Genomic DNA, 19,509 nt, shown 5'->3' with positions numbered 1-19,509 from the left:
CGGCCCCCTCGGCCCGGGCGCCTTCCCCGAGCCGATCCGACCATCTGACCATCCGACCGGAGGATCCTCCATGCCTCATGCCGTGGCGGGTCTCGCAGCCTTCGTGCAGCGCTATGGCTCCCTGATCCACGCGATGGCCGACCGCGGGATGACCCGCGGCCAGGTGCGGATGCGCTTCCAGCTGCTGTTCCCCGAGGAGTCGACCGCCCTGCTGGACGCGGCGATCGCCCACCTGGGCGAGCGCTTCCCGCAGGAGGCCTCGGCCCCGGACCTCAACGACGGTGCGGTCGGCGCCGGCGTGTGGCTGGTCATGGCCCAGCACCTCGGCCTGGCCCCGGCCCCCGACTACGCGGCGCTGAACCTGAGCACGGCCCTGGTCCGCGACGTCACGGGGCTGCTCGCGGCGTCCGACGCCGACGGCTCGCTCACCCGGCGGACCCTCGGGCTGATCGGGGCCGCCCAGCAGCACTGCGCCGAGAAGGCCTCCTGCCGCCCGCTCAGCGCGCACAGCTACGAGATCGCACGGCTGGGCCTGTGCACGGAGTCCGACTTCCTGTGCGTGCTCGCCCACCACTGGCCCGCGCCCGAGCGCACCGTTTCCCAGCGCCTGGGCGGCGGGCGGTGGGACGTGGCGCTCGAGCGGATCGGGCTGCAGGCCGGCGCGGAGCCCGCCCTCGAGCACGTCTTCACGGAGGAGGAGTACGCGACCGCCGTGACGGCGTTCCTCTCCCACTGCCGCAGCACCGGCCACCACCCGACCACCGCCCGCTACGGCCGGTGGGTCGTCGAGCAGGAGGCGGGCAGCACCCGCCGCCCCTACTTCGACGGCGTCCGCCGGTTCTTCGGCTCCTGGGAGGAGGCCATGCGCTTCGCCTCCGCCCGCCAGCCGGCCGGGGAGCCCGTGGGGGACGGCTTCGCCGACACGAGGACCTGGTCCGACCTGGCCACCCCGGAGGCCCAGGAGATGCTGGGCCGCGCCGGCATCGGCGTGGTCCTGCCGGACGCGGCGGCCCCGGAGGCCGGCGAGGACGTGTGGGAGGACCTGCGCCGGCTCATCGCCACGGTGCTCGCCCGGCTGCCCTGGAACGACTTCCTCGTCGTGGAGTACGAGCGCGACGACGACCGGTCGGAGGCGCCCGTCGCGTGGGCCGGGGTCGGCCCGCACGGCGTGGAGTGCGCCGTGCTCTCGGGCGGTCAGCTCGCGCACGCGGCCTGGCCCGTGGACGCCACCTTCTTCCACGAGGACGAGTGGAACGAGCCCACGGGATGGGACCAGCCGTGGACCACCGCCCCGCTGGGCTTCCCGGAGGCGGCGCAGAAGCTCGTGGAGGGCCTGCGCTTCGGCTGGGGCTGCGCCGACCCGTACCGCTTCCACTGGGGCGTGGGCTCCTTCCCCGCGGAGACCCGCGACGAGGCCTCGGTCATCGCCCCCGAGCGCCGGCAGTGGCGCACCCCGGCGGCGCCGGACACCGTCGACTCCTGACCCCGCCCGCCGACTCATATGCCGGAGGCGGAGAATCATGCAGGATCGATACTTATCCCCGGGAGAGCGGCGTCCTAGGCTGGCACGGTCCGCCGTCCCGAGCGCGGGTCGCGCCGTCCGGTCCTGACGCCGCCGTCCGGTCCTGCGGTCGGACGCCGTCATCCGACCCCGCCCCCAGGAGCACCCCATGAGCCGCCACGTGCCGAGCACCACCCGCCAGGCCGGTCGGCCGGCCCGCGGCCTCCTGCGGGACTGGTCGGCGTCGGCGACCCTCGCGGGCTTCGTGGCCGTCGTCGTCTCCTACTCGGGGCCCGTGCTCGTGGTCCTCGAGGCGGCCCGGGCGGGCGGGCTCAGCCCGGAGCTCACCTCCTCCTGGCTGTGGGCCGTCTCGGTCGGCTCCGGCGTCACGTGCGCCCTCATGAGCCTGTGGACGCGCCAGCCCGTCATGGTGGCGTGGTCCATCCCGGGGGCGGCGCTGCTCATCACCTCGCTCGGCGGCTACTCCTTCTCCGACGCCGTGGGCGCCTACGTGGTCACGGGCGTCCTGGGCCTGGTCCTGGGCGTGACGGGGCTGATCGGCCGGATCCTGGCCGCCGTCCCGAAGCCCATCACCGCCGCCGTCCTGGCCGGCGTGCTCTTCCCCTTCGCCATCAAGGTGGCGGCGGCCGTCGTCGAGAACCCGTGGGTGGCGGGCGCCCTCGTCCTCGGCTACCTCCTGGGCCGGCGGTTCTTCCCCCGCTACGCCGTCTTCGCCGCACTGGGCCTGGGCGTGCTGACGGCTCTCGTCCGCGGCCGGATCGAGCCCGTGGCCCTGGACCTGTCCCTCACCCAGCCGGTGCTGACCGTGCCCACGTTCTCGTGGGAGGCGATCGCCGGGATCAGCATCCCGCTGCTGATCGTGACCGCGGCCGGGCAGAACGCCCCGGGCCTGGCCATGATGCACACGGCTGGCTACGCCGCCCGGGACCGGCTGCTGCTCGGCGCCTCGGGCGTCGCGTCGGTCGCCTTCGCGCCCTTCGGCAGCCACGCCCTGAACCTCGCGGCCGTCACCGCGGGCATCGCGACCAGTCCCGAGTCCCACCCGGACCTCGGCCGCCGCTACGTGGCCGGCATCTCATGCGGGGTCTTCTACGTCCTCTTCGGCCTGTTCGCGGACACCCTCGTCGCCGCGTTCGCGGCGATCCCCCCGGGGATGATCACGGCCCTCGCGGGGGTGGCCCTGCTGGGCGCCCTGCAGGGGTCCTTCTTCGACAGCATGCACCCCGGCCGGCACCAGCCGGCCGTCATCGAGGCGGCGCTCATCACCCTGGTGGTCACGGTCTCCGGCATCGCCCCCTACGGCATCGTCTCCCCGTTCTGGGGCATGCTCGCGGGCATCGGGTCGTACGCGATCCTGCGCCGCCCCGCGCCGGCCGCCACCCGCTGAGCACTCCCGCACGGCTTCGGCGCACCGAATCCCGGGGCCGGCGCCCCGGGTCTACACTCGTCGGGAAGCGAAGGGGAGTAGTTCCCGGGTGCCGTGCACCCGTCGGTCTGTCGCCATCCCGGTCTCGACGAGGAGTCCCGGCAGCCCACCCGTACCCGCGGGCGAACGAGACCTTCCGGACGACACCGCACCCCGGTCGGACCCCGCGCGCCCCGTGCCGCGCCGGACCGCGCCGGGCCCGAGGAAGGCCGCATGACACCCGCACCCGACGCCCACGCCCCCACGCCCCGGGGAGACCCCGCCCGCCCGGCCCGGCCCGAGCGCGGACAGATCCGCCGCTGGCGCAAGTACCTCGCGGAGGAGCGCGCCGAGGCGCGGATCTACAGCCTCCTCGCCGCCCGCAGCACCGGCCGAGAGCAGGAGATCCTGCGCCAGGTCGCCGAGGCCGAGCAGCGCCACGCCGAGCACTGGGTCCGGCTGCTCGGCCCCCACGCGGAGGCCGAGGCCCGGCCGTCCCTGTACTCCCGGCTGCTGATCTTCCTCGCCACGCACTTCGGCTCTGTCTTCGTCCTCGCCCTGATCCAGCGCGCCGAGAGCCGCTCCCCCTACGACCGGGAGGAGGACGCGTCCGACGCCATGGCGGCCGACGAGGCGGTGCACGAGGAGATCATCCGCGCCCTCGCCACCGAGGGCCGGCACAAGCTCTCCGGCAACTTCCGGGCGGCGGTCTTCGGCGCCAACGACGGCCTCGTGTCCAACCTCGCGCTGGTCATGGGCGTGGGCGCCACCGGCACCTCCCCCGGGATGGTGCTCTTCGCGGGCGTCGCCGGCCTGCTCGCGGGGGCGCTGTCCATGGGGGCCGGGGAGTTCGTGTCCGTGCGCTCGCAGCGCGAGCTGCTCGACGCCTCCCAGCCGACCCAGGTGACGCTCCACGTGGCGCCGAACCTGGACCTGGACGCCAACGAGCTCGTGCTGATCTACCGGGCGAGGGGCATGAGCGAGGAGGCCGCCGAGCACCGCGCGGCGGAGCGGCTGGGCTTCTTCGAGTGCGACTGCGACCCCTCCCGGTCGTTCCGCGACACCGTCGAGGACGAGCCGGCGCCGCACTCCACCGTGGCCCTCGGCACCGACCTCGGGGCCGCGGCGTCGAGCTTCTGCTTCTTCGCCTCCGGCGCGATCATCCCGATCCTGCCGTACCTCGCGGGCCTCACCGGCGTCCCCGCGATGCTCCTGGCCCTCGTCCTCGTGGGGCTCGCCCTGCTGGTGACGGGCGGCCTGGTCGGGCTGCTCTCCGGGGCCTCCCCCTGGAAGCGCGGGCTGCGCCAGCTGGCCATCGGCTACGGCGCCGCCCTGGCCACCTATCTCCTCGGCCTGCTCTTCAACACGAGCGTCGCCTGACTGTAAGGATTCCTTTTGCAGCCTGATGGTGCTGGGCTGTGAGCAGGTGACCACGAGCGTGACCCTTCGCCTGACTGGCTTCGTGCCTTGGGCCGGACTTGTCCGCTCGTGGTTGCCGGCCCCGGCCCGGTCGGAGCGACTGGCCTGATCAGGAGCCTGACCGCCTGGCGTTAGCGGCGCCGGGCGTGTCCCGTCACAGTCCTGCCGTGACTCCTCCCGGACCGGAACCTACGTCCGCTCCGGAGCCTGGGAGGAACGCAATGTCCAGTCTGACCGATCTACGAGAGGTCGTCGACGTCGTCATCGGCGTCGACACCCACGTCCACACCCATTCCGCCGCCGCCGTCGATACCGGCACCGGTGGCGTGCTCGGGGAGATCACCGTGGAGACCACCGCCGGCGGGTACGCCCGCCTGGTGGCCTTCGCCGATGAGCACGCCCGGCTGCGGGCCTGGGCGATCGAGGGCACCGGCGGTCACGGGGCCGGGCCGGCCCGCCACCTGGCCGGGCTCGAGGAGGTTGTGGTCGAGCTCGACCGGCCCCAGCGCGCCCGGCGCCGCAACGGGGCCAAGTCCGACCCGCTGGACGCGATCCGGGCCGCGCGCGAGGCGATGTCCCGGGCCCGCCTCGGCACCCCGCGCCACGGTGGGGACCGGCAGGCGCTGTCGGTGCTGCTGGCCGCTCGACGCTCGGCGGTGGAGGCCGCCACCGACGCCCAGGGGCAGCTGTTCAGCCTGGTCATCGCCGCCCCGGAGCCGATCCGGGGCCGGTTCCGCGGGCAGAAGCTGCCCGGGATGCTCAAGATCGCCGCAGGGCTGCGGGGGCATGCCTCCTGGGATGTGGAGACCACCGTGACCGTCACCGTGCTGCGGTCGCTGGCCCGGCGAGCCCGGGACCTGGCCGTCGAGGCCGCCTCGCACGAGAAGGCGATCCTGGCGATCGTGCGGTCCTGGCGCCCGGACCTGCTCGCCCAGTCCGGGGTGGGCCCGATCGTGGCCGCGACTGTGCTGTGCGCCTGGTCCCACCCGGGGCGGATCCATTCCGAGGCGGCCTTCGCGATGCTCGCCGGGGTGGCCCCGATCCCGGCCACCAGTGGCCAGGTCACCACCCGTCACCGGCTCAACCGTTACGGCGATCGCCAGCTCAACCGGGCCCTGCACACCATCGCGCTCTCCCGGATCCGCTACGACCCCACCACCCGCGACTACGTCGCCCGCCGCACGATCGAAGGCAAGACCTCTCGTGAGATCAAACGCTGTCTCAAGCGCTACATCGCCCGAGACCTCTACCGCCTCCTCGAACACCAACCCAGCCCGGCTTGACAGACCATAGGAGCGTCCGGCCTGGTCGTCACGAAGGCAAACCGACGCTGTCCTCATTTGAGGGGACATCCCGGGCGGCCGGCGGACACCCCGCGTCCGGGACCGTCCGTGAAACCGCTGGTGGGAGCGGTATTCCCGCCGATTCCGCCGCCCCCGCGCCCCGCCGACCGGCCCACGTTCCGGGGGCGGCCAGCGGCTCACGGCCCGCCCCGCGAATTCCCCGGGGAAACCGGGTGCGGACGCGGCACCGCGTCGGATAAGGTTGCGATCGTGGTGAGAACCACAGCAATGGGGGAAATTGCACGGATCGGACCGATTCGGACGCACTGGGGGGTGCACCGTCTGCGGCATCCGTGTTCTGAAAGCCGCTCAGCCCACGGCTCTCCTCTGTTGAGGCGTTCAACGCCTGCCGATGGCCGCGGGTCCTCCATGGGAGGCGCATCTCTCCCCGCGCCGGGCGGACTCCTACCGCCCGTTCCCGCGGCCATCGGTCTACACCGCACCACCTCCGCCCCGGTCGTCCCGCTCCGCACGCCGTCCTGGCGCCCTGCCCGCTGGGGCTAGGATCGTAGGGCCGCGCCCGCCGTCGTCGAGACCGGACCGCGCGGCGCACCCGTCACCAGCGCCGAGGAGCCCGCCCATGCCCGCCCAGGGGACCGTCGAACACGTCCTGACCGTCCACTGCCCCGAGGCCCACGGGCTCGTGAGCGCCATCACGTCCAACCTGACGGAGCAGGGCTGCGACATCTTCGACGTGAAGCACTTCTCGGACCGTTTCACCGACGAGTTCTTCATCCGCTGCCACACCGTCAGCGAGGCCGGCACCGCCACCGTGGAGTCCCTGACCGAGGGCTTCGCCCCGGTCGCGGAGCAGCACGACATGCGGTTCCGGCTGGTCTCCGTGCAGCGCCGGACCCGGGTGCTCGTCATGGTGTCCCGCTTCTCCCACTGCCTCACGGACCTGCTGCACCGCACCAGGATCGGCGAGCTGCCCATCGAGATCGTGGCCGTGGTCTCCAACCACCTCGACCACAAGAGCCTCGTGGAGTGGCACGAGGTCCCCTTCCACCACATCCCCGTCACGGCAGCGACCAAGCCGCAGGCCGAGGGCCGGCTGCTCGAGCTCGTGGACCGCTACGACGTCGAGCTGGTCGTGCTGGCCCGCTACATGCAGGTGCTCTCCGACGAGCTGACGCGGGAGCTGTCGGGGAAGTGCATCAACATCCACCACTCCTTCCTGCCCTCGTTCAAGGGCGCCAAGCCCTACCACCAGGCCTACGCGCGGGGCGTGAAGATGGTGGGGGCCACGGCGCACTACGTGACGGCGGACCTCGACGAGGGCCCGATCATCGCCCAGCGCGTCATGCCCGTGGACCACGCCCACACCCCGGCGGACCTCGTGGCGGTGGGCCGCGACGCCGAGATGCAGGCGCTGTCCCGCGCCGTGAAGTGGCACGCCGAGGGCCGCGTGGTGCTCTCCGGCAACCGCACCATCGTCCTGGTCTAATCCGGCCCCCGCGCCCCGGGGCGGCCGGGCGCGCTCACGCGCGGGCGGGCCGGCGGACCGCTGGCGCCGAGCCCTCGGACGCACCGAGAGGCTCCACCCGGACGGTGACGCCCGTCTCGAGCGAGCGCTGCGCGGCGTCGGCCACCCGGGAGGCGGCCACGGCGTCGCGGGCCGTGCAGGGGCTGGGGATCTCCCCGCGCACCACCCGCACGAAGGCCGCCATCTCGCGGCGGTAGGCCTCGGCGAAGCGCTCGTGGAACGTGGTGTGCGGGGGCCCGGCCGGGAACCCGACCCCGGGCTCGGCCGAGCGCATCGCCATGTGCTCGTCCATCCCCACGGCCACCGAGCCCTTCGAGCCCTGCAGCTCGAGCCGCACGTCGTGGCCCGCACCGTTGTAGCGGGTCGCGGCCACGGTGGCCACCGTGCCGTCGTCGAGGGTGAGCACGGCCAGCGCGGTGTCGACGTCGCCCACCTCGCCGATCCGGGGGTCCCCGCGGTTGGACCCGCGGGCGTACACCTCGACGACCTCGCGGCCGGTGATCCAGCGGAGGACGTCGACGTCGTGCACGGAGCAGTCCCGGAACAGCCCGCCCGAAGTCGCGAGGAACTCGACCGGCGGCGGGGTCATGTCACCGGTCACGGCGCGCACGGTGTGCAGCCAGCCCAGCTCGCCCGCGGCGTACAGCTCCCGGGCCCGGACGTAGCCGGGGTCGAAGCGGCGCTGGTGACCGATCTGGACCACGCCCTGCACGCGCTCGATCTCGTCGAGCAGGGGCAGCGCCTCCGCCACGGACAGCGCCACCGGCTTCTCGCAGAAGACCGGCAGCCCCGCGGCCAGGCCCGTCCGGATCAGCTCCGGGTGCGTGGCCGTGCCGGTCGCCACGACGAGGCCGTCCACCCCGTCCTCGAGCAGCGACTCGACCGTGGGCAGCGGCACCGCCCCCGTCCGGCCGGCCACGGCGGCCGCCTGCTCGGGCACGGCGTCCACGATGCTCAGCCGCACCGCCGGCCCGCCCCCGGGATCGCGCAGGGCGGCGAGGTGGGCGGCGTGCATGGCGCCGATGCGGCCGGCGCCGATCAGTCCGATCCGGACGGTCATGGCGGGGAGTCCTTTCGACAGGGAGGGGTGCTGTGGGACCGGCCCCGCGCCCGGAGTTCTCCGGGCGCGGGGCCGGGATCCGGTCAGGCGCGGGGGCGTGCCTGGGACTCGGCCATGTCGGCCTTCACCTGCTGCATCTGGGTGGTGTGCCCGCCGAGCTGCTCGAGCTCGTGGGTGAGCTCCTCCAGCTCCGCACCACCGGCCATCTGGGCGGTGAGGTCCCCGAGCAGGATGTCCTTCTTCTCGTAGTAGCCGATGGACCGCCCGCGCTTGAGCAGCAGGAACCGGTCCCCCACGGGGTAGGCGTGGTGCGGGTTGTGGGTGATGAACACCACGCCCAGGCCGCGTTCCTTGGCCTGGAGGATGTAGCGCAGCACCACCCCGGACTGCTTCACGCCCAGGGCCGCGGTGGGCTCGTCCAGGATCAGCACCTTCGCCCCGAAGTGCACCGCGCGGGCGATGGCCACGCACTGGCGCTCACCGCCGGACAGGGTGCCGATGGGCTGGTCCACGTCGCGCAGGTCGATGCCCATGTCGGCGAGCTCCTGCTTGGTGATCTCCTTCATCCTGGCCACGTCCAGGCGCTTGAACGGGCCGAAACCGGTGGTGAGCTCGGAGCCCAGGAAGAAGTTGCGCCACACCGGCATCAGCGGGACCACGGCCAGGTCCTGGTAGACGGTGGCGATCCCGGCGTCGAGGGCCTGCCGGGGCGAGGTGAAGGTGGTCTCCTCCCCGCCGACCCGCAGGGTCCCGTCGGTGTGCTGGTGCAGTCCGGCGATGATCTTGATCAGGGTGGACTTGCCGGCCCCGTTGTCACCGAGCACGCAGGTGACCTTCCCTGCGTCGACGGTCATGGTGACCTCGCGCAGGGCGATGATGTTGCCGTAGCGCTTGCCGACGTCCGCGAGCTCCACCAGGGGCGCTGCGGTGTCGGTGGTGTCGGGGGTGGTGCCCGTGGGCGTGTTCTGCGTCGACACGGTGGTCACCTACTTCCTCTCGACGCGCTTGCGCACGTACATGTTCACGATGGTGGCCAGCAGCAGCATCAGGCCCAGGAAAAACTTGAACCAGTCCGGGTTCCACTCGGCGTAGACGATGCCGCGGGAGGCGATGCCGAAGATCAGCGCGCCCAGGGCACCGCCGATCGCGGAGCCGAAGCCGCCGGTGAGCAGGCACCCGCCGATCACGGCGCCGATGATGTACAGGAACTCGTTGCCCACGCCCTCCCCGGACTGCACGGAGTCGAAGGCGAAGAGGTTGTGCATGCCCAGCAGCCAGCCGCACAGGCCCACGCCCATGAACAGCCCGATCTTGGTCTTCGCCACCGGCACGCCCACGGCGCGGGCGGCGTTCTCGTCCCCGCCCACGGCGAAGATCCAGTTGCCGATCCTCGTCTTGAGCAGAATGAACGTGGCGACCGCCACCAGGGCGATCCAGTAGAACACCGTGATCCGCACGTTCACCCCGGCGATGGTCACCGAGGAGGCGAAGATCGCCTTGGCGGAGTCGAAGCCGTCCATGGTGCTGATCGAGGGCGAGGAGACCGAGCCGCCGATCAGCCGGGTCAGGGCCAGGTTGAGCCCGGTGAGCATGAGGAACGTCGACAGGGTCACGATGAAGGAGGGCAGCTTGGTGCGCATCAGCAGCCAGCCGTTGATCAGCCCGATCGCCAGCGAGGTCAGCAGGGCGATGCCCACCCCGACCCAGACGTTGACGGCGAAGAACCAGCTGAACATCGAGGCGGCCAGCGCGGAGGTGATCACGGCCACACCGGTGGAGAGGTCGAACTCCCCGCCGATCATCAGCAGGGACACCCCCACCACCATGATCCCGATGGTCGAGGCCCCGTACAGCACGGTGGAGATGGACTGGGCCTGGGTGATCGAGGGGGCGGCGACGGCGAAGAACAGCGCCACCACGATCGCCCCGACCAGCGCCCCGATCTCGGGGCGGGCCAGGAAGGTGCCCAGCAGGCCCTTGGTCTGGATGCGCTCGTCGGCCGGGGCCGCGGCGGTGGGCGTGGAGGGGGCTCCGGAGGAGCCGCGGTCCGGCGCCGGTGCGGCGGCCGGTGTACGGGTGGAGGTCATGGTCTTCTGCTCCTGGTTCCCGGGCCCGCTCAGCGGATGCCCTCGTTCGCGTACTCGAGGACGTCCTCGGCGTTCGACGAGTCCACGACGGCGGGACCCGTGAGCGTCGCCTGACCGCCGCCGATCTTGAAGGCGCCCCGGTGGTTCTGCCACAGGGAGTCCACGGACAGGTAGCCCTGCAGCCACGGCTGCTGGTCGATGGTGAACAGCACGTCGCCGTCGACGACGGCCTGGGCGAGGTCGCCGTTCATGTCGAAGGACGCGACGGTCGCGTCGCTGCCGGCCGACTCCTTCGCCTCGAGCAGGGTCATCGTGTAGGGCGCGCCGAGCCCGATGATCGAGTCGGCCTCCGTCGAGGCCTGCAGCTTGGCCGTGGCGGTCGAGGACACCTGGGTCATGTCCGTGCCCTGCACGTAGAGGATCTCCGTCTCGGGCAGCGCCTCCTTGACGCCGGCGCACCGGGCCTCGAGACCCACGTGGCCCTGCTCCTGAATCACGCAGATCGGGTGCTGCAGGCCCTCCTCCTTGAGCCGCTCCCCCGCCGTCTGCCCGGCCAGCTGCTCGTCGGACCCGAAGTGCGCGAACGCGCCGAGGTCCTCGAACTCGTTCTCGCCGGCGTTGAGGGTCACCACCGGGATGCCGGCCTCCTCGGCCTGGGCCAGCACGTCCCGCAGGGCGTCGGGCTTGGCCAGGGTCACGGCGATCCCGTCGACGCCCTGGTCGATGTACTGCTGCACGAGCTGGGCCTGGCGCCCGCCCTCGGGGTCGGAGGCGTAGAGGAACTCCACGTTGTCCTTCGCCGAGGCCTCCTCGGCGCCCGCGCGGATCCGGTCCCAGAACGTGTCGCCCGGGGCGGCGTGCGTGATCATGGCGATCTTGATCTGCTCGGTCTGGGCCGCCTGGCCGCCGCCGCCCTCGCCCGCGGCGGTGGTCTCCCGGCCGCCCTCGGACGAGCAGCCGGCGAGCGCCATGGCCGGGACCAGCAGGGCGGCGGCCGCCAGGAGACGCCGGGGCGCCCTCGGCCGCAGGCTCTCGGGGGAAGGACGTCGTGCAGTCATGGGATGTTCTCCTCGTGTCGATGCGGGGCCTCGCGCCTCCGGGCGCCGCCTCGGCCGTCCGCTTGGGGATCATCCTGGGTGACCCGGATCACAGATGTCAATAGAATGTATGGACATATTCACATCTCGCCCTTCACAATGGAGGAAGTCGGCGGTCCCGCCCGCTCGGTTCCACCCCTTGGAGGTCCACCATGTCCGGCCCACTCCGTCTCACGGTCGACAAGACCTCCCCCGTGCCCCTCTACCATCAGGTGGCGCAGGGGCTCGAGGACGCGATCCGCAGCGGTGAGCTGCCCCCGGGAACCAAGCTGGACAACGAGATCGACCTCGCCAACCGGCTCAACCTGTCCCGCCCCACCATGCGCAAGGCCATGGACCAGCTCGTGCGCGCCGGGCTGCTGGTGCGCAAGCGCGGTGTGGGCACCCAGGTGGTGGGCAGCCAGGTCCGCCGCTCGCTCGAGCTGACCAGCCTGCACGAGGACCTCCAGCGCAGCGGCGGCAGTCCCAGCACGGACGTGCTGGACTTCGCGCGGATCCCTGCCGACGACGAGGTGGCGCTGCTGCTGGGCATCGCGCCGGGCGACGAGGTCTACCACCTCGTGCGCCTGCGCGCCACGGACGGCGAGCCGCTGGCCCTCATGGAGAACTGGATCCCCTGCGCGCTGTGCGAGCTCACCCGCGAGCAGCTCGAGCAGGAAGGGCTGTACTCCCTCATGCGCGGCCAGGGCGTCAACTTCCAGCTGGCCCACCAACGGGTGGGCGCCGTCTCGGCCGACGCGTTCCAGGCGGAGCAGCTGGGCGTCGAGCCCGGCGCCGCGCTGGTCAGCATGCACCGCACCGCCATGGACGACCTCGGCCGGCAGGTGGAGACCGGCCGGCACGTGTACCGGGCCGACAAGTACACCTTCGAGCTGACCCTCGTCCAGCGCTGAGCGCCGGACCACCGCCGCGGCCCGAGACCACCGCACGACGACGACACCGGAAGGCACACCGACCCATGCACACCGACAGCTCCCGCCCCGAATGGGTCCACCCCAAGGACTCCGCCGCCCAGGACGGCTGGTTCGTCTCCCTGGGCGGCCACGACTCCGCCGCCGAGGTCCCCGGCTGGGCCCACACGGGCCTGCGCGTGGCCGACCTCGGCCCGGGCGGACGGATTCGCCTGGACGCCGCCGAGGAGGAGCGCATCGTGGTGCCCCTGGCGGGGAGCTTCACCGCCGAGACGGGCGGCGAGCGCTACGACCTCGCCGGCCGGCCGTCGGTCTTCGCCGGCCCCACCGACGTTCTCTACACCGGGATCCGCCGGGACCTGACCGTGTCCACCGCCACCGGCGGCCGGGTGGCCGTGGCCTCGGCGCCCGCTCGCGCGGAGCATCCGACCCGGCTCGTGACCCGCGAGGAGATCCCGGTGGAGCTGCGCGGGGCGGGGAACTGCTCGCGCCAGGTGCACAACTTCGGCACCCCGGCGGCCCTCGAGGCCGACCGGTTCATCGTCTGCGAGGTGCTCACCCCGGCCGGCAACTGGTCCTCCTACCCGCCGCACAAGCACGACGAGGAGAAGGACGGGGAGACGGCCCTGGAGGAGATCTACTACTTCGAGACGCAGCTCGCCGAGGGCATGCCCGTGCCGGAGTCCGGCGGCGCCGATCCCATGGGCTACCAGCGGGTCTACGCCTCGGACGACCGTCCCATCGACGTCAGCGCCGAGGTGCGCTCGGGCGACGTCGTCCTGGTGCCCTACGGCTGGCACGGGCCCGCCATGGCGACCCCCGGCTACGACCTGTACTACCTCAACGTCATGGCCGGGCCGGGCCGGGTGCGGGAGTGGCTGATCAGCGACGACCCCCACCACGGCTGGATCCGCCGGACCTGGGACGAGTCGGCGGTCGACCCCCGGCTGCCCTTCGGCCGCTGAGCACGCCCGGCACCGCCCGTGCACGGAGGGCCCGCCCCCTCGGGGGCGGGCCCTCCGTGCACGGGCGAACGGATCAGCGCAGGGCGCCGACGGACGCGGCGGCGTCCTTCAGGACGCCGGCGGCGATCTCGAGGCCCTCGATGCGGCCCAGGGAGACGTCCTCGTGCTCGATGTTGACCGCCATGTCCGGGTCCACTTCGTGCAGGGCGGTGAGGAACTCGGCCCAATACGCGGTGTCGTGGCCGCGGCCCAGCGCCACGAAGTCCCATGCGGAGTCCTTCGGCCACTCGTTGGCCCACTCGTCGCCGCCGAGATTGGTGCGGTCCTCCTCGGGCGCGAGGCGGCGGAAGCTGTTGTCCAGCACACCGTAGAGCGCGGCGTTCTCCTTGTTGATCCGCACGTCCTTCGCGGCCGCGTGGAAGATCAGCGGGCCGAGTTCGCGGACCACCGCGACCGGATCCATCTGCTGCCAGAACAGGTGCGAGGCGTCGAGCTCGACGCCCACGTGGGTGGCGCCGGTCAGCTCGATCAGCTTGCGGACATCGGCGGTGTTGAACACCACGTTCTGCGGGTGCAGCTCCAGGGCCACCTTGACGCCGTGGTCTGCGGCGAGGCGGTCGGTCTCCCGCCAGAAGTCCGCGACGATCCCCCACTGGTAGTCCAGGACGTCCAGGGCTCCGGAGTTCCAGGCGTTGACGATCCAGTGGGGCACCGTGGCCCCGGGCTCCCCGCCGGGCAGCCCGGACATGGTGACCACGCGGTCCTGGCCCAGGCGCTCGGCGAGCCGGATGGAGCGGCGGATGTCCTCGGCGTGCTTCTCGCCGATCTCCGGCTTGGGGTGCAGCGGATTGCCGTTGCAGTTGAGGCCGGCGATCGAGACGCCGGTGCCCTCGAAGAGCCCCAGGTAGTCGTCGCGGGCCGCGTCGCTCTCCAGGATCTGGTGCATGTCCGGGACGTGGACGGCCGGGAGGAATCCGCCGGTGTTGATCTCGATGCCGGTCAGGCCGAGGTCCGCGATGACCTTCAGCGCCTCCGGGAGCGGGCGGTCGTGCAGGATCGCGTTGTAGACACCGAGCTTCACAGGACGACCTTCTTTCCGTGGTGGGTGGCGGACTCCACGGCCGCCCCCAGGATCTCCATGTTGTGCACGCCGTCCGCGAAGGAGGCGTTGCGGGGCAGGGACGCCGACTCCTCGAGACCGGCGACCTCCTCGAGGAAGGCCCGTGCCTGGTAGCCGAAGGCGTCGTTCTGGCCGAACCCGACGCCGGGGGCGTCCATGGCCAGTCCCTGCGACAGGTAGGCGTGGCCGGGGCCGAGGTTGACGGTGCGGTAGCCGTTGGTGGCCTCGGGCCCGTCGGTGAGGAACAGCTCGATCTCGGCCGGGCGCAGCTGGTTGAACCGCGCGGCACCCTTCTCGCAGAACACCTCGAAGGTCAGGGTGTTGGGGTGTCCGGCCGCCACCCGGGAGACCTCCAGGCTGCCGGCGCCGGTGGCGAACTCGGCCGAGAACGCGGCGTAGTCGTCGTTCTCGACCGGCTCGTAGTCGTCGCTGACCTCCACGAGGTCGTGGCCGGTCACCGCGCCCAGGGGCAGCGGCCGCTCGGAGATGGCCGTGGCCAGCCGGCCGCCGCTCACGGAGCGGACGTCACCGCAGAGGAACTCCGCGACGTAGGCCAGGTGGCTGCCGACGTCGGCCAGCGCCCCGGAGCCGGGGCCGCCCTTGTAGCGCCAGCTCATGGGCGCCTTCGGGTTCACGCCGTAGTCGGTCCAGTACCGGCCGCTGAAGTGCAGGACCTTCCCGAGCGTCCCGCCCTGGATCAGGTCGCGGATCGCGGCGATGCCGGGGGTGCGCCGGAAGGTGAAGCCGATCCGGACGATGGATGCGGCCTGCTCGGCGGTCCGGGCCATGGCGCGGGCGTCCTCGAGGGTGTCGCTGAGCGGCTTCTCGCACAGCACGTGCTTGCCGGCCTCCAGCAGGCCCTCGACGGCCCGGCGGTGGAAGCGGTTCGCGATGACGACGCTGACCACGTCGATCTCCGGGTCCTCCGCGACCGCCTCCCAGGACCCCAGGGCCCTCTCGTAGCCGTAGCGGCGGGCCACGTGAGCCCCCAGCGTCTCGTTGACGTCGCCGATGGCGACGTAGCGCAGCGGGGGCAGGACGGGGTCGTAGAGCGTGGGGGCCACGCGGTAGGCGGCCGCGTGGGCCTGGCCGGCCATGCCGGCGCCGATGACGGCGATGCCGATGCTGTCGGTCATGTTTCTCTCCTGGACTGGGGACGGGACGAGGACGGTTCGGGAACGGGACGAACACGAAGGAAGAGCAGCCGTCGCTCCGGGCCCTGCGGCACCGGTCACGATTGGAGCGCTCCAACGAGCGTAGGATCTTCCGCGGACCGGGTCAAGAGATTTGTCAGGACAAATTCGGGAGAGCGATCGGGGACAATGCTGTGGTGAACACTCGACCGCCCACCATCTACGACGTCGCCCGGAGCGCGGGCGTCTCCAAGTCCCTGGTGTCCCTCGTCCTGCGCGGCTCCCCCAGCGTCTCGGAGGCCCGGCGGACCGCCGTCCTGGAGGCGGTGGAGCGGCTGGGCTACCGCCCCAGCCAGGCCGCCGCGGCGTTGGCCGGGGCGACGACGCGCACCATCGGGGTGGTCATCGACGACTGGCGGAACCTGTGGTTCGTGGAGCTGCTGCGCGGTCTGCAGGAGGGCCTGGCGCCGCACGGGCTGCGGATCGCGGTCGCCGACCACACGCTCAACGCGCACGTGGAGGCGCACCCGCTGGACGGCTTCCTGTCGATGCGCGTCGACGGGCTGGTGATCGCCACCGAGCCGACCGGGGCCATGCGCGTGCCCGAGGGACTGCCCGTCGTGGTGGCCGGCCACCGGGAGGGCGTGGTGCCGGGTGCCGAGGTCGTCGCCAACGACGACCGGCTCGGCGCGCGCCTGGCGACGGAGCACCTGATCGGCCTCGGCCACCGCGGCATCGGCCACCTCACGGGCGGCGGCGGAGCGGCCCGGCTGCGGGCGGAGGGCTTCGCGGCGGCGATGGCCGCGGCCGGCCTCGAGCCCCGCACCGTCGCCGGGCACGGTGCCACCACGGAGGAGGACGGCTACGCCGCCGCGGTGCGCCTGCTCGACGCCGCTCCGGAGACCACGGCGGTCTTCGCCGCCAACGACACCATGGCCATGGGGGCCCTCGCGGCGGCCGGTGAGCGCGGAATGCGCGTGCCGCAGGAGCTCTCGGTGGTCGGCTACGACGACTCCCCCATCGCCTCCACCCACCTCCTGCGGCTGACCACCGTCGACAGCCGCAACGCGGAGATCGGCGCGGTGGCCGCCGAGCGGCTGGTGGCCCGGATCGGCGGGGGCCCGGACACGGGGGCGGCGGTCCTGCTCGAGCCCGAGCTGGTCGTCCGCGGCTCCACCGCGGCACCTCGCGCAACCGGGTGACGGCGGGGCCCTGCGAGCGCCCCGCCGCCGCGCCGGGCAAACGCGTCAGGGCGCGGCGGGGCCGTCGCCCCGCCGCGCCCTGACGCCGGCCCCCGCTGCCGCTCAGGCGCGGGCGGCCACCGGTGCCGTGCTGTAGAGCTCCGGCCTGGGCTGCATCCGCACGGGCACGATCTCCCCGCTGGCCTGCGCCCGGACGCCGGCCTCGCAGCACGCGGCCGTGGCGTAGCCGTCCCACGCCGAGGGACCGCCGATCTGCCCGCGCGCCGCCGCGTCGACCCACGCCTGGATCTCGCGGTCGTAGGCCTCGACGAAGCGCTCCTCGAAGCCCGGGGTGACGCTGCCGCCCCAGGTGCCGGCCGTGCGGACGTAGGGCTCGCTGTCGCCGCCGATGCCCACCACGCCGGTCTCGAAGGACGCCTGCGTGGCGACCTGGTAGCCGAACTGCGCGTTGACGTAGGCCTCGACCTGGGCGAGGATCCCGGACTCGGTCTCCATGAGCACCAGCTGCGGGTCCCTCTGGCCCTCCGGGGCGTTGCGGGTGGAGCGCCCGATCCGGACCTGGACCGAGGTGATCTCCTCGCCGGTGAAGAAGCGCACGGCGTCGAACTCGTGCACCACGGAGTCGTTGATGATCATCTCGTTGGTGAACCCGGGCGGGGTGGTCGGGTTGCGGTGCTGGTGGTGCAGGGTCAGCAGCTCCCCGTAGGTCTGCTCCTCGATCATCCGGCGCAGGGCGAGATAGCCCGCGTCGAAGCGGCGCATGAAGCCGACCTGGATCAGCTGCCGACCGGCGGCCACCTCGGCCTCGACCACGCGCCAGGAGGACTCCGCGTCCGGGGTCAGCGGCTTCTCGCACAGCGTGGGCAGCCCGTGCTCGATCGCGGACAGCAGCACCTGCTCGTGCAGGAACCCGGGGGTAGCGATGAGGGCGGCGTCGATGTCGTCCCGGTCGAGCACCTCCTGGAAGTCCGTGTGGGCGACCGCTCCGGGGATGTGGGCGATGGCGGCCTCGGCCCGGGCCCGGTCGATGTCGACGACGGCGGCGATCTCTGCGCCGTTGATCCGGCGGTGGATGCGCTCGATGTGGTCGGCGCCCATGCGGCCGGCTCCGACGACGGCTACGCGCAGCGGGGTGTTCATGGTGTTCTCCTTCCGCCGCCCCTGCGGGGCGGGATGTGCGGGGCGCTCCCGCCGGTCCGGGGACCGGCGGGAGCGGGGTGACGTGCGGGTCAGTGGTCGGACGAGGACGGGAAGGCGAAGGACGCCCCCGAGGCGTGGTGCGGCTCGGGCCACCGCTCGGTGACGGCCTTGCCGCGGGTGTAGAAGCGCACGCCGTCGGGACCGTAGATGTGGTGGTCGCCGAACAGCGAGGCCTTCCAGCCGCCGAAGGAGTGCCAGGCGACGGGCACGGGGATCGGGACGTTGACGCCGATCATGCCCACGGTCACGCGGCGCTTGAACTGGCGGGCGTAGGCGCCGGAGGAGGTGAAGATCGCGGTGCCGTTGCCGTACGGGTTGGCGTTGATGACCTCGATGCCCTCCTCAAAGGTGTCCACCCGCAGCACCACGAGGACGGGCCCGAAGATCTCCTCCTCGTAGGCCTGCATGTCCTTCCGGACCCTGTCCAGGACGGTGGGGCCCACGAAGAAGCCGTCCTCGTGGTCCTTGACGATCAGGTCGCGGCCGTCCACGACGACGGCCGCACCGTCCTGCTCGGCGGCGGTGACGATCCGGCGCACGCGGTCCCGGGACGCGGGGGTGATGACGGGGCCCATGTCGGAGGAGGCGTCCATGCCGTTGCCCACGGTGATGTCCTTGGCCCGGGCGGCGAGCTTGTCCACGAGCAGGTCCGCGGCCTCGCCGACGGCCACGGCCACGGACACGGCCATGCAGCGCTCCCCGGCGGAGCCGAAGGCGGCCGCCGTGAGGTTGTCGGCCGCGGAGTCCATGTCCGCGTCCGGCAGCACGATCGCGTGGTTCTTCGCCCCGCCGAGGGCCTGGACGCGCTTGCCGTGCTTGGTCGCGGTCTCGTGCACGTACTGGGCGATCGGGGTCGAGCCCACGAACGAGATGCCGTCCACGTCCGGGTGGGTCAGCAGCCCGTCCACGGCCTCCTTGCCGCCGTGCAGCACCTGGAACACCCCGTCCGGCAGGCCGGCCCGCTGCCACAGCTCGGCGATCAGCAGGGCCGGGGAGGGATCCCGCTCGGAGGGCTTGAGGATGAAGGCGTTGCCGGTGGCGATCGCCACCGGAGCCATCCACAGCGGCACCATGACGGGGAAGTTGAACGGGGTGATGCCCGCGACCACGCCGAGGGGCTGGCGGAAGGAGTAGACGTCGATGCCGGTGGAGAACTGGTCGGAGTACTCCCCCTTGAGCTGCTCGGCGATCCCGCAGGCGAACTCGACGACCTCGAGGCCGCGGCCCACCTCGCCCTTGGCGTCGGAGAGCACCTTGCCGTGCTCGGCGGTGATCAGGGCGGCGAGGTCGTCGGTGTGGGCGGCCACGAGCTCGCGGAACTTGAACAGCACGGCGGTGCGCTTGGCCAGGGACACGTCGCCCCACGAGTCGGCGGCCTTCCGCGCCGCGGCCACGGTCTGCTGCAGGTCCTCCTCGGTGGCCAGGTGCAGGATGCCGGACACCTGCCCGGTGGCGGGGTTGTAGATCTCCTGGGTGCGGTCACCGGTGCCGGGCGTGCGGGCCCCGGCGATGAAGTGCTCGACGTGCTGGATCTGCTGCTGGGTCTGCTGGGTCATGGG

General features: G+C 72.6%; 16 protein-coding genes. 8 read left to right on the top strand and 8 right to left on the bottom strand.

Annotated elements, in window-relative coordinates; all coding sequences use genetic code 11:
* Positions 1-70 precede the first annotated feature (70 nt).
* The 5 genes from AC6CH6_RS05995 (at position 71) to purU (ending at position 7,136) form a co-directional block, all read left to right on the top strand.
* On the top strand, positions 71-1,483 hold the full coding sequence (locus AC6CH6_RS05995; RefSeq protein ID WP_498254425.1) for a TY-Chap domain-containing protein: 1,413 nt from the start codon (positions 71-73) through the stop codon (positions 1,481-1,483).
* A gap of 187 nt (positions 1,484-1,670) precedes the next feature.
* A complete protein-coding gene (locus AC6CH6_RS05990; protein WP_498254424.1) occupies positions 1,671-2,909 on the top strand; it encodes a benzoate/H(+) symporter BenE family transporter in 1,239 nt (412 codons plus the stop codon).
* 252 nt (positions 2,910-3,161) lie between these two features.
* Positions 3,162-4,307 (top strand): VIT1/CCC1 transporter family protein, encoded by a 1,146-nt coding sequence (locus AC6CH6_RS05985; RefSeq protein ID WP_498254423.1) that lies wholly within the window; start codon positions 3,162-3,164, stop codon positions 4,305-4,307.
* Between the two features lie 260 nt (positions 4,308-4,567).
* Complete coding sequence (locus tag AC6CH6_RS05980) at positions 4,568-5,629, top strand: IS110 family RNA-guided transposase (RefSeq protein ID WP_498254422.1); 1,062 nt, start codon at positions 4,568-4,570, stop codon at positions 5,627-5,629.
* A 640-nt stretch (positions 5,630-6,269) separates the two neighbouring features.
* Positions 6,270-7,136, top strand: coding sequence for a formyltetrahydrofolate deformylase (gene purU, locus AC6CH6_RS05975; protein WP_498254421.1), 867 nt, complete (start codon positions 6,270-6,272; stop codon positions 7,134-7,136).
* Positions 7,137-7,170: 34 nt separating this feature from the next.
* On the opposite strand, the gene AC6CH6_RS05970 is transcribed toward purU, so the two are convergent.
* From AC6CH6_RS05970 to AC6CH6_RS05955, 4 genes are all read right to left on the bottom strand, one after another.
* Positions 7,171-8,235, bottom strand: coding sequence for a Gfo/Idh/MocA family protein (locus AC6CH6_RS05970; RefSeq protein WP_498254420.1), 1,065 nt, complete (start codon positions 8,233-8,235; stop codon positions 7,171-7,173).
* 83 nt (positions 8,236-8,318) lie between these two features.
* Positions 8,319-9,221 (bottom strand): ATP-binding cassette domain-containing protein, encoded by a 903-nt coding sequence (locus tag AC6CH6_RS05965; RefSeq protein WP_133410644.1) that lies wholly within the window; start codon positions 9,219-9,221, stop codon positions 8,319-8,321.
* Positions 9,222-10,322 carry an ABC transporter permease gene (locus AC6CH6_RS05960; protein ID WP_017832140.1) on the bottom strand — a complete coding sequence of 367 codons (1,101 nt, stop codon included), beginning with the start codon at positions 10,320-10,322 and terminating at the stop codon, positions 9,222-9,224.
* 29 nt (positions 10,323-10,351) lie between these two features.
* Positions 10,352-11,380: a substrate-binding domain-containing protein gene (locus tag AC6CH6_RS05955; RefSeq protein WP_498254419.1), complete on the bottom strand. Its 1,029-nt coding sequence runs from the start codon at positions 11,378-11,380 to the stop codon at positions 10,352-10,354.
* A 191-nt stretch (positions 11,381-11,571) separates the two neighbouring features.
* On the opposite strand from AC6CH6_RS05955, the gene AC6CH6_RS05950 reads away from it, so the two are divergent.
* Entirely contained in the window at positions 11,572-12,312 is a 741-nt protein-coding gene (locus AC6CH6_RS05950; protein ID WP_133410645.1) for a GntR family transcriptional regulator, read from the top strand.
* 65 nt (positions 12,313-12,377) lie between these two features.
* Entirely contained in the window at positions 12,378-13,295 is a 918-nt protein-coding gene (iolB, locus tag AC6CH6_RS05945) for a 5-deoxy-glucuronate isomerase (RefSeq protein WP_498254418.1), read from the top strand.
* 73 nt (positions 13,296-13,368) lie between these two features.
* Here the strand turns inward: iolB and AC6CH6_RS05940 are convergent, their stop codons facing one another.
* Both AC6CH6_RS05940 and AC6CH6_RS05935 read right to left on the bottom strand, forming a co-directional pair.
* The gene (locus AC6CH6_RS05940; RefSeq protein ID WP_498254417.1) at positions 13,369-14,376 is read right to left on the bottom strand and encodes a sugar phosphate isomerase/epimerase family protein; all 1,008 of its coding nucleotides are present in this window, start codon (positions 14,374-14,376) and stop codon (positions 13,369-13,371) included.
* The gene (locus AC6CH6_RS05935) at positions 14,373-15,551 is read right to left on the bottom strand and encodes a Gfo/Idh/MocA family protein (RefSeq protein ID WP_498254416.1); all 1,179 of its coding nucleotides are present in this window, start codon (positions 15,549-15,551) and stop codon (positions 14,373-14,375) included. The genes AC6CH6_RS05940 and AC6CH6_RS05935 overlap by 4 nt, the downstream gene beginning before the upstream one ends.
* Positions 15,552-15,742: 191 nt before the next feature.
* Here AC6CH6_RS05935 and AC6CH6_RS05930 point away from each other — a divergent pair, with 191 nt between their 5' ends.
* Positions 15,743-16,750 (top strand): LacI family DNA-binding transcriptional regulator, encoded by a 1,008-nt coding sequence (locus AC6CH6_RS05930; RefSeq protein ID WP_498254415.1) that lies wholly within the window; start codon positions 15,743-15,745, stop codon positions 16,748-16,750.
* Between the two features lie 102 nt (positions 16,751-16,852).
* Here the strand turns inward: AC6CH6_RS05930 and AC6CH6_RS05925 are convergent, their stop codons facing one another.
* Positions 16,853-17,890 carry a Gfo/Idh/MocA family protein gene (locus AC6CH6_RS05925; RefSeq protein WP_498254414.1) on the bottom strand — a complete coding sequence of 346 codons (1,038 nt, stop codon included), beginning with the start codon at positions 17,888-17,890 and terminating at the stop codon, positions 16,853-16,855.
* Between the two features lie 89 nt (positions 17,891-17,979).
* Complete coding sequence (locus AC6CH6_RS05920) at positions 17,980-19,506, bottom strand: CoA-acylating methylmalonate-semialdehyde dehydrogenase (protein WP_498254413.1); 1,527 nt, start codon at positions 19,504-19,506, stop codon at positions 17,980-17,982.
* Positions 19,507-19,509 lie beyond the last annotated feature (3 nt).

The organism is Kocuria sp. GQ42 (genome assembly GCF_059758435.1).
Note: the sequence above shows the minus strand (reverse complement) of the source record. Positions and strands in the feature narration are given on the sequence as shown.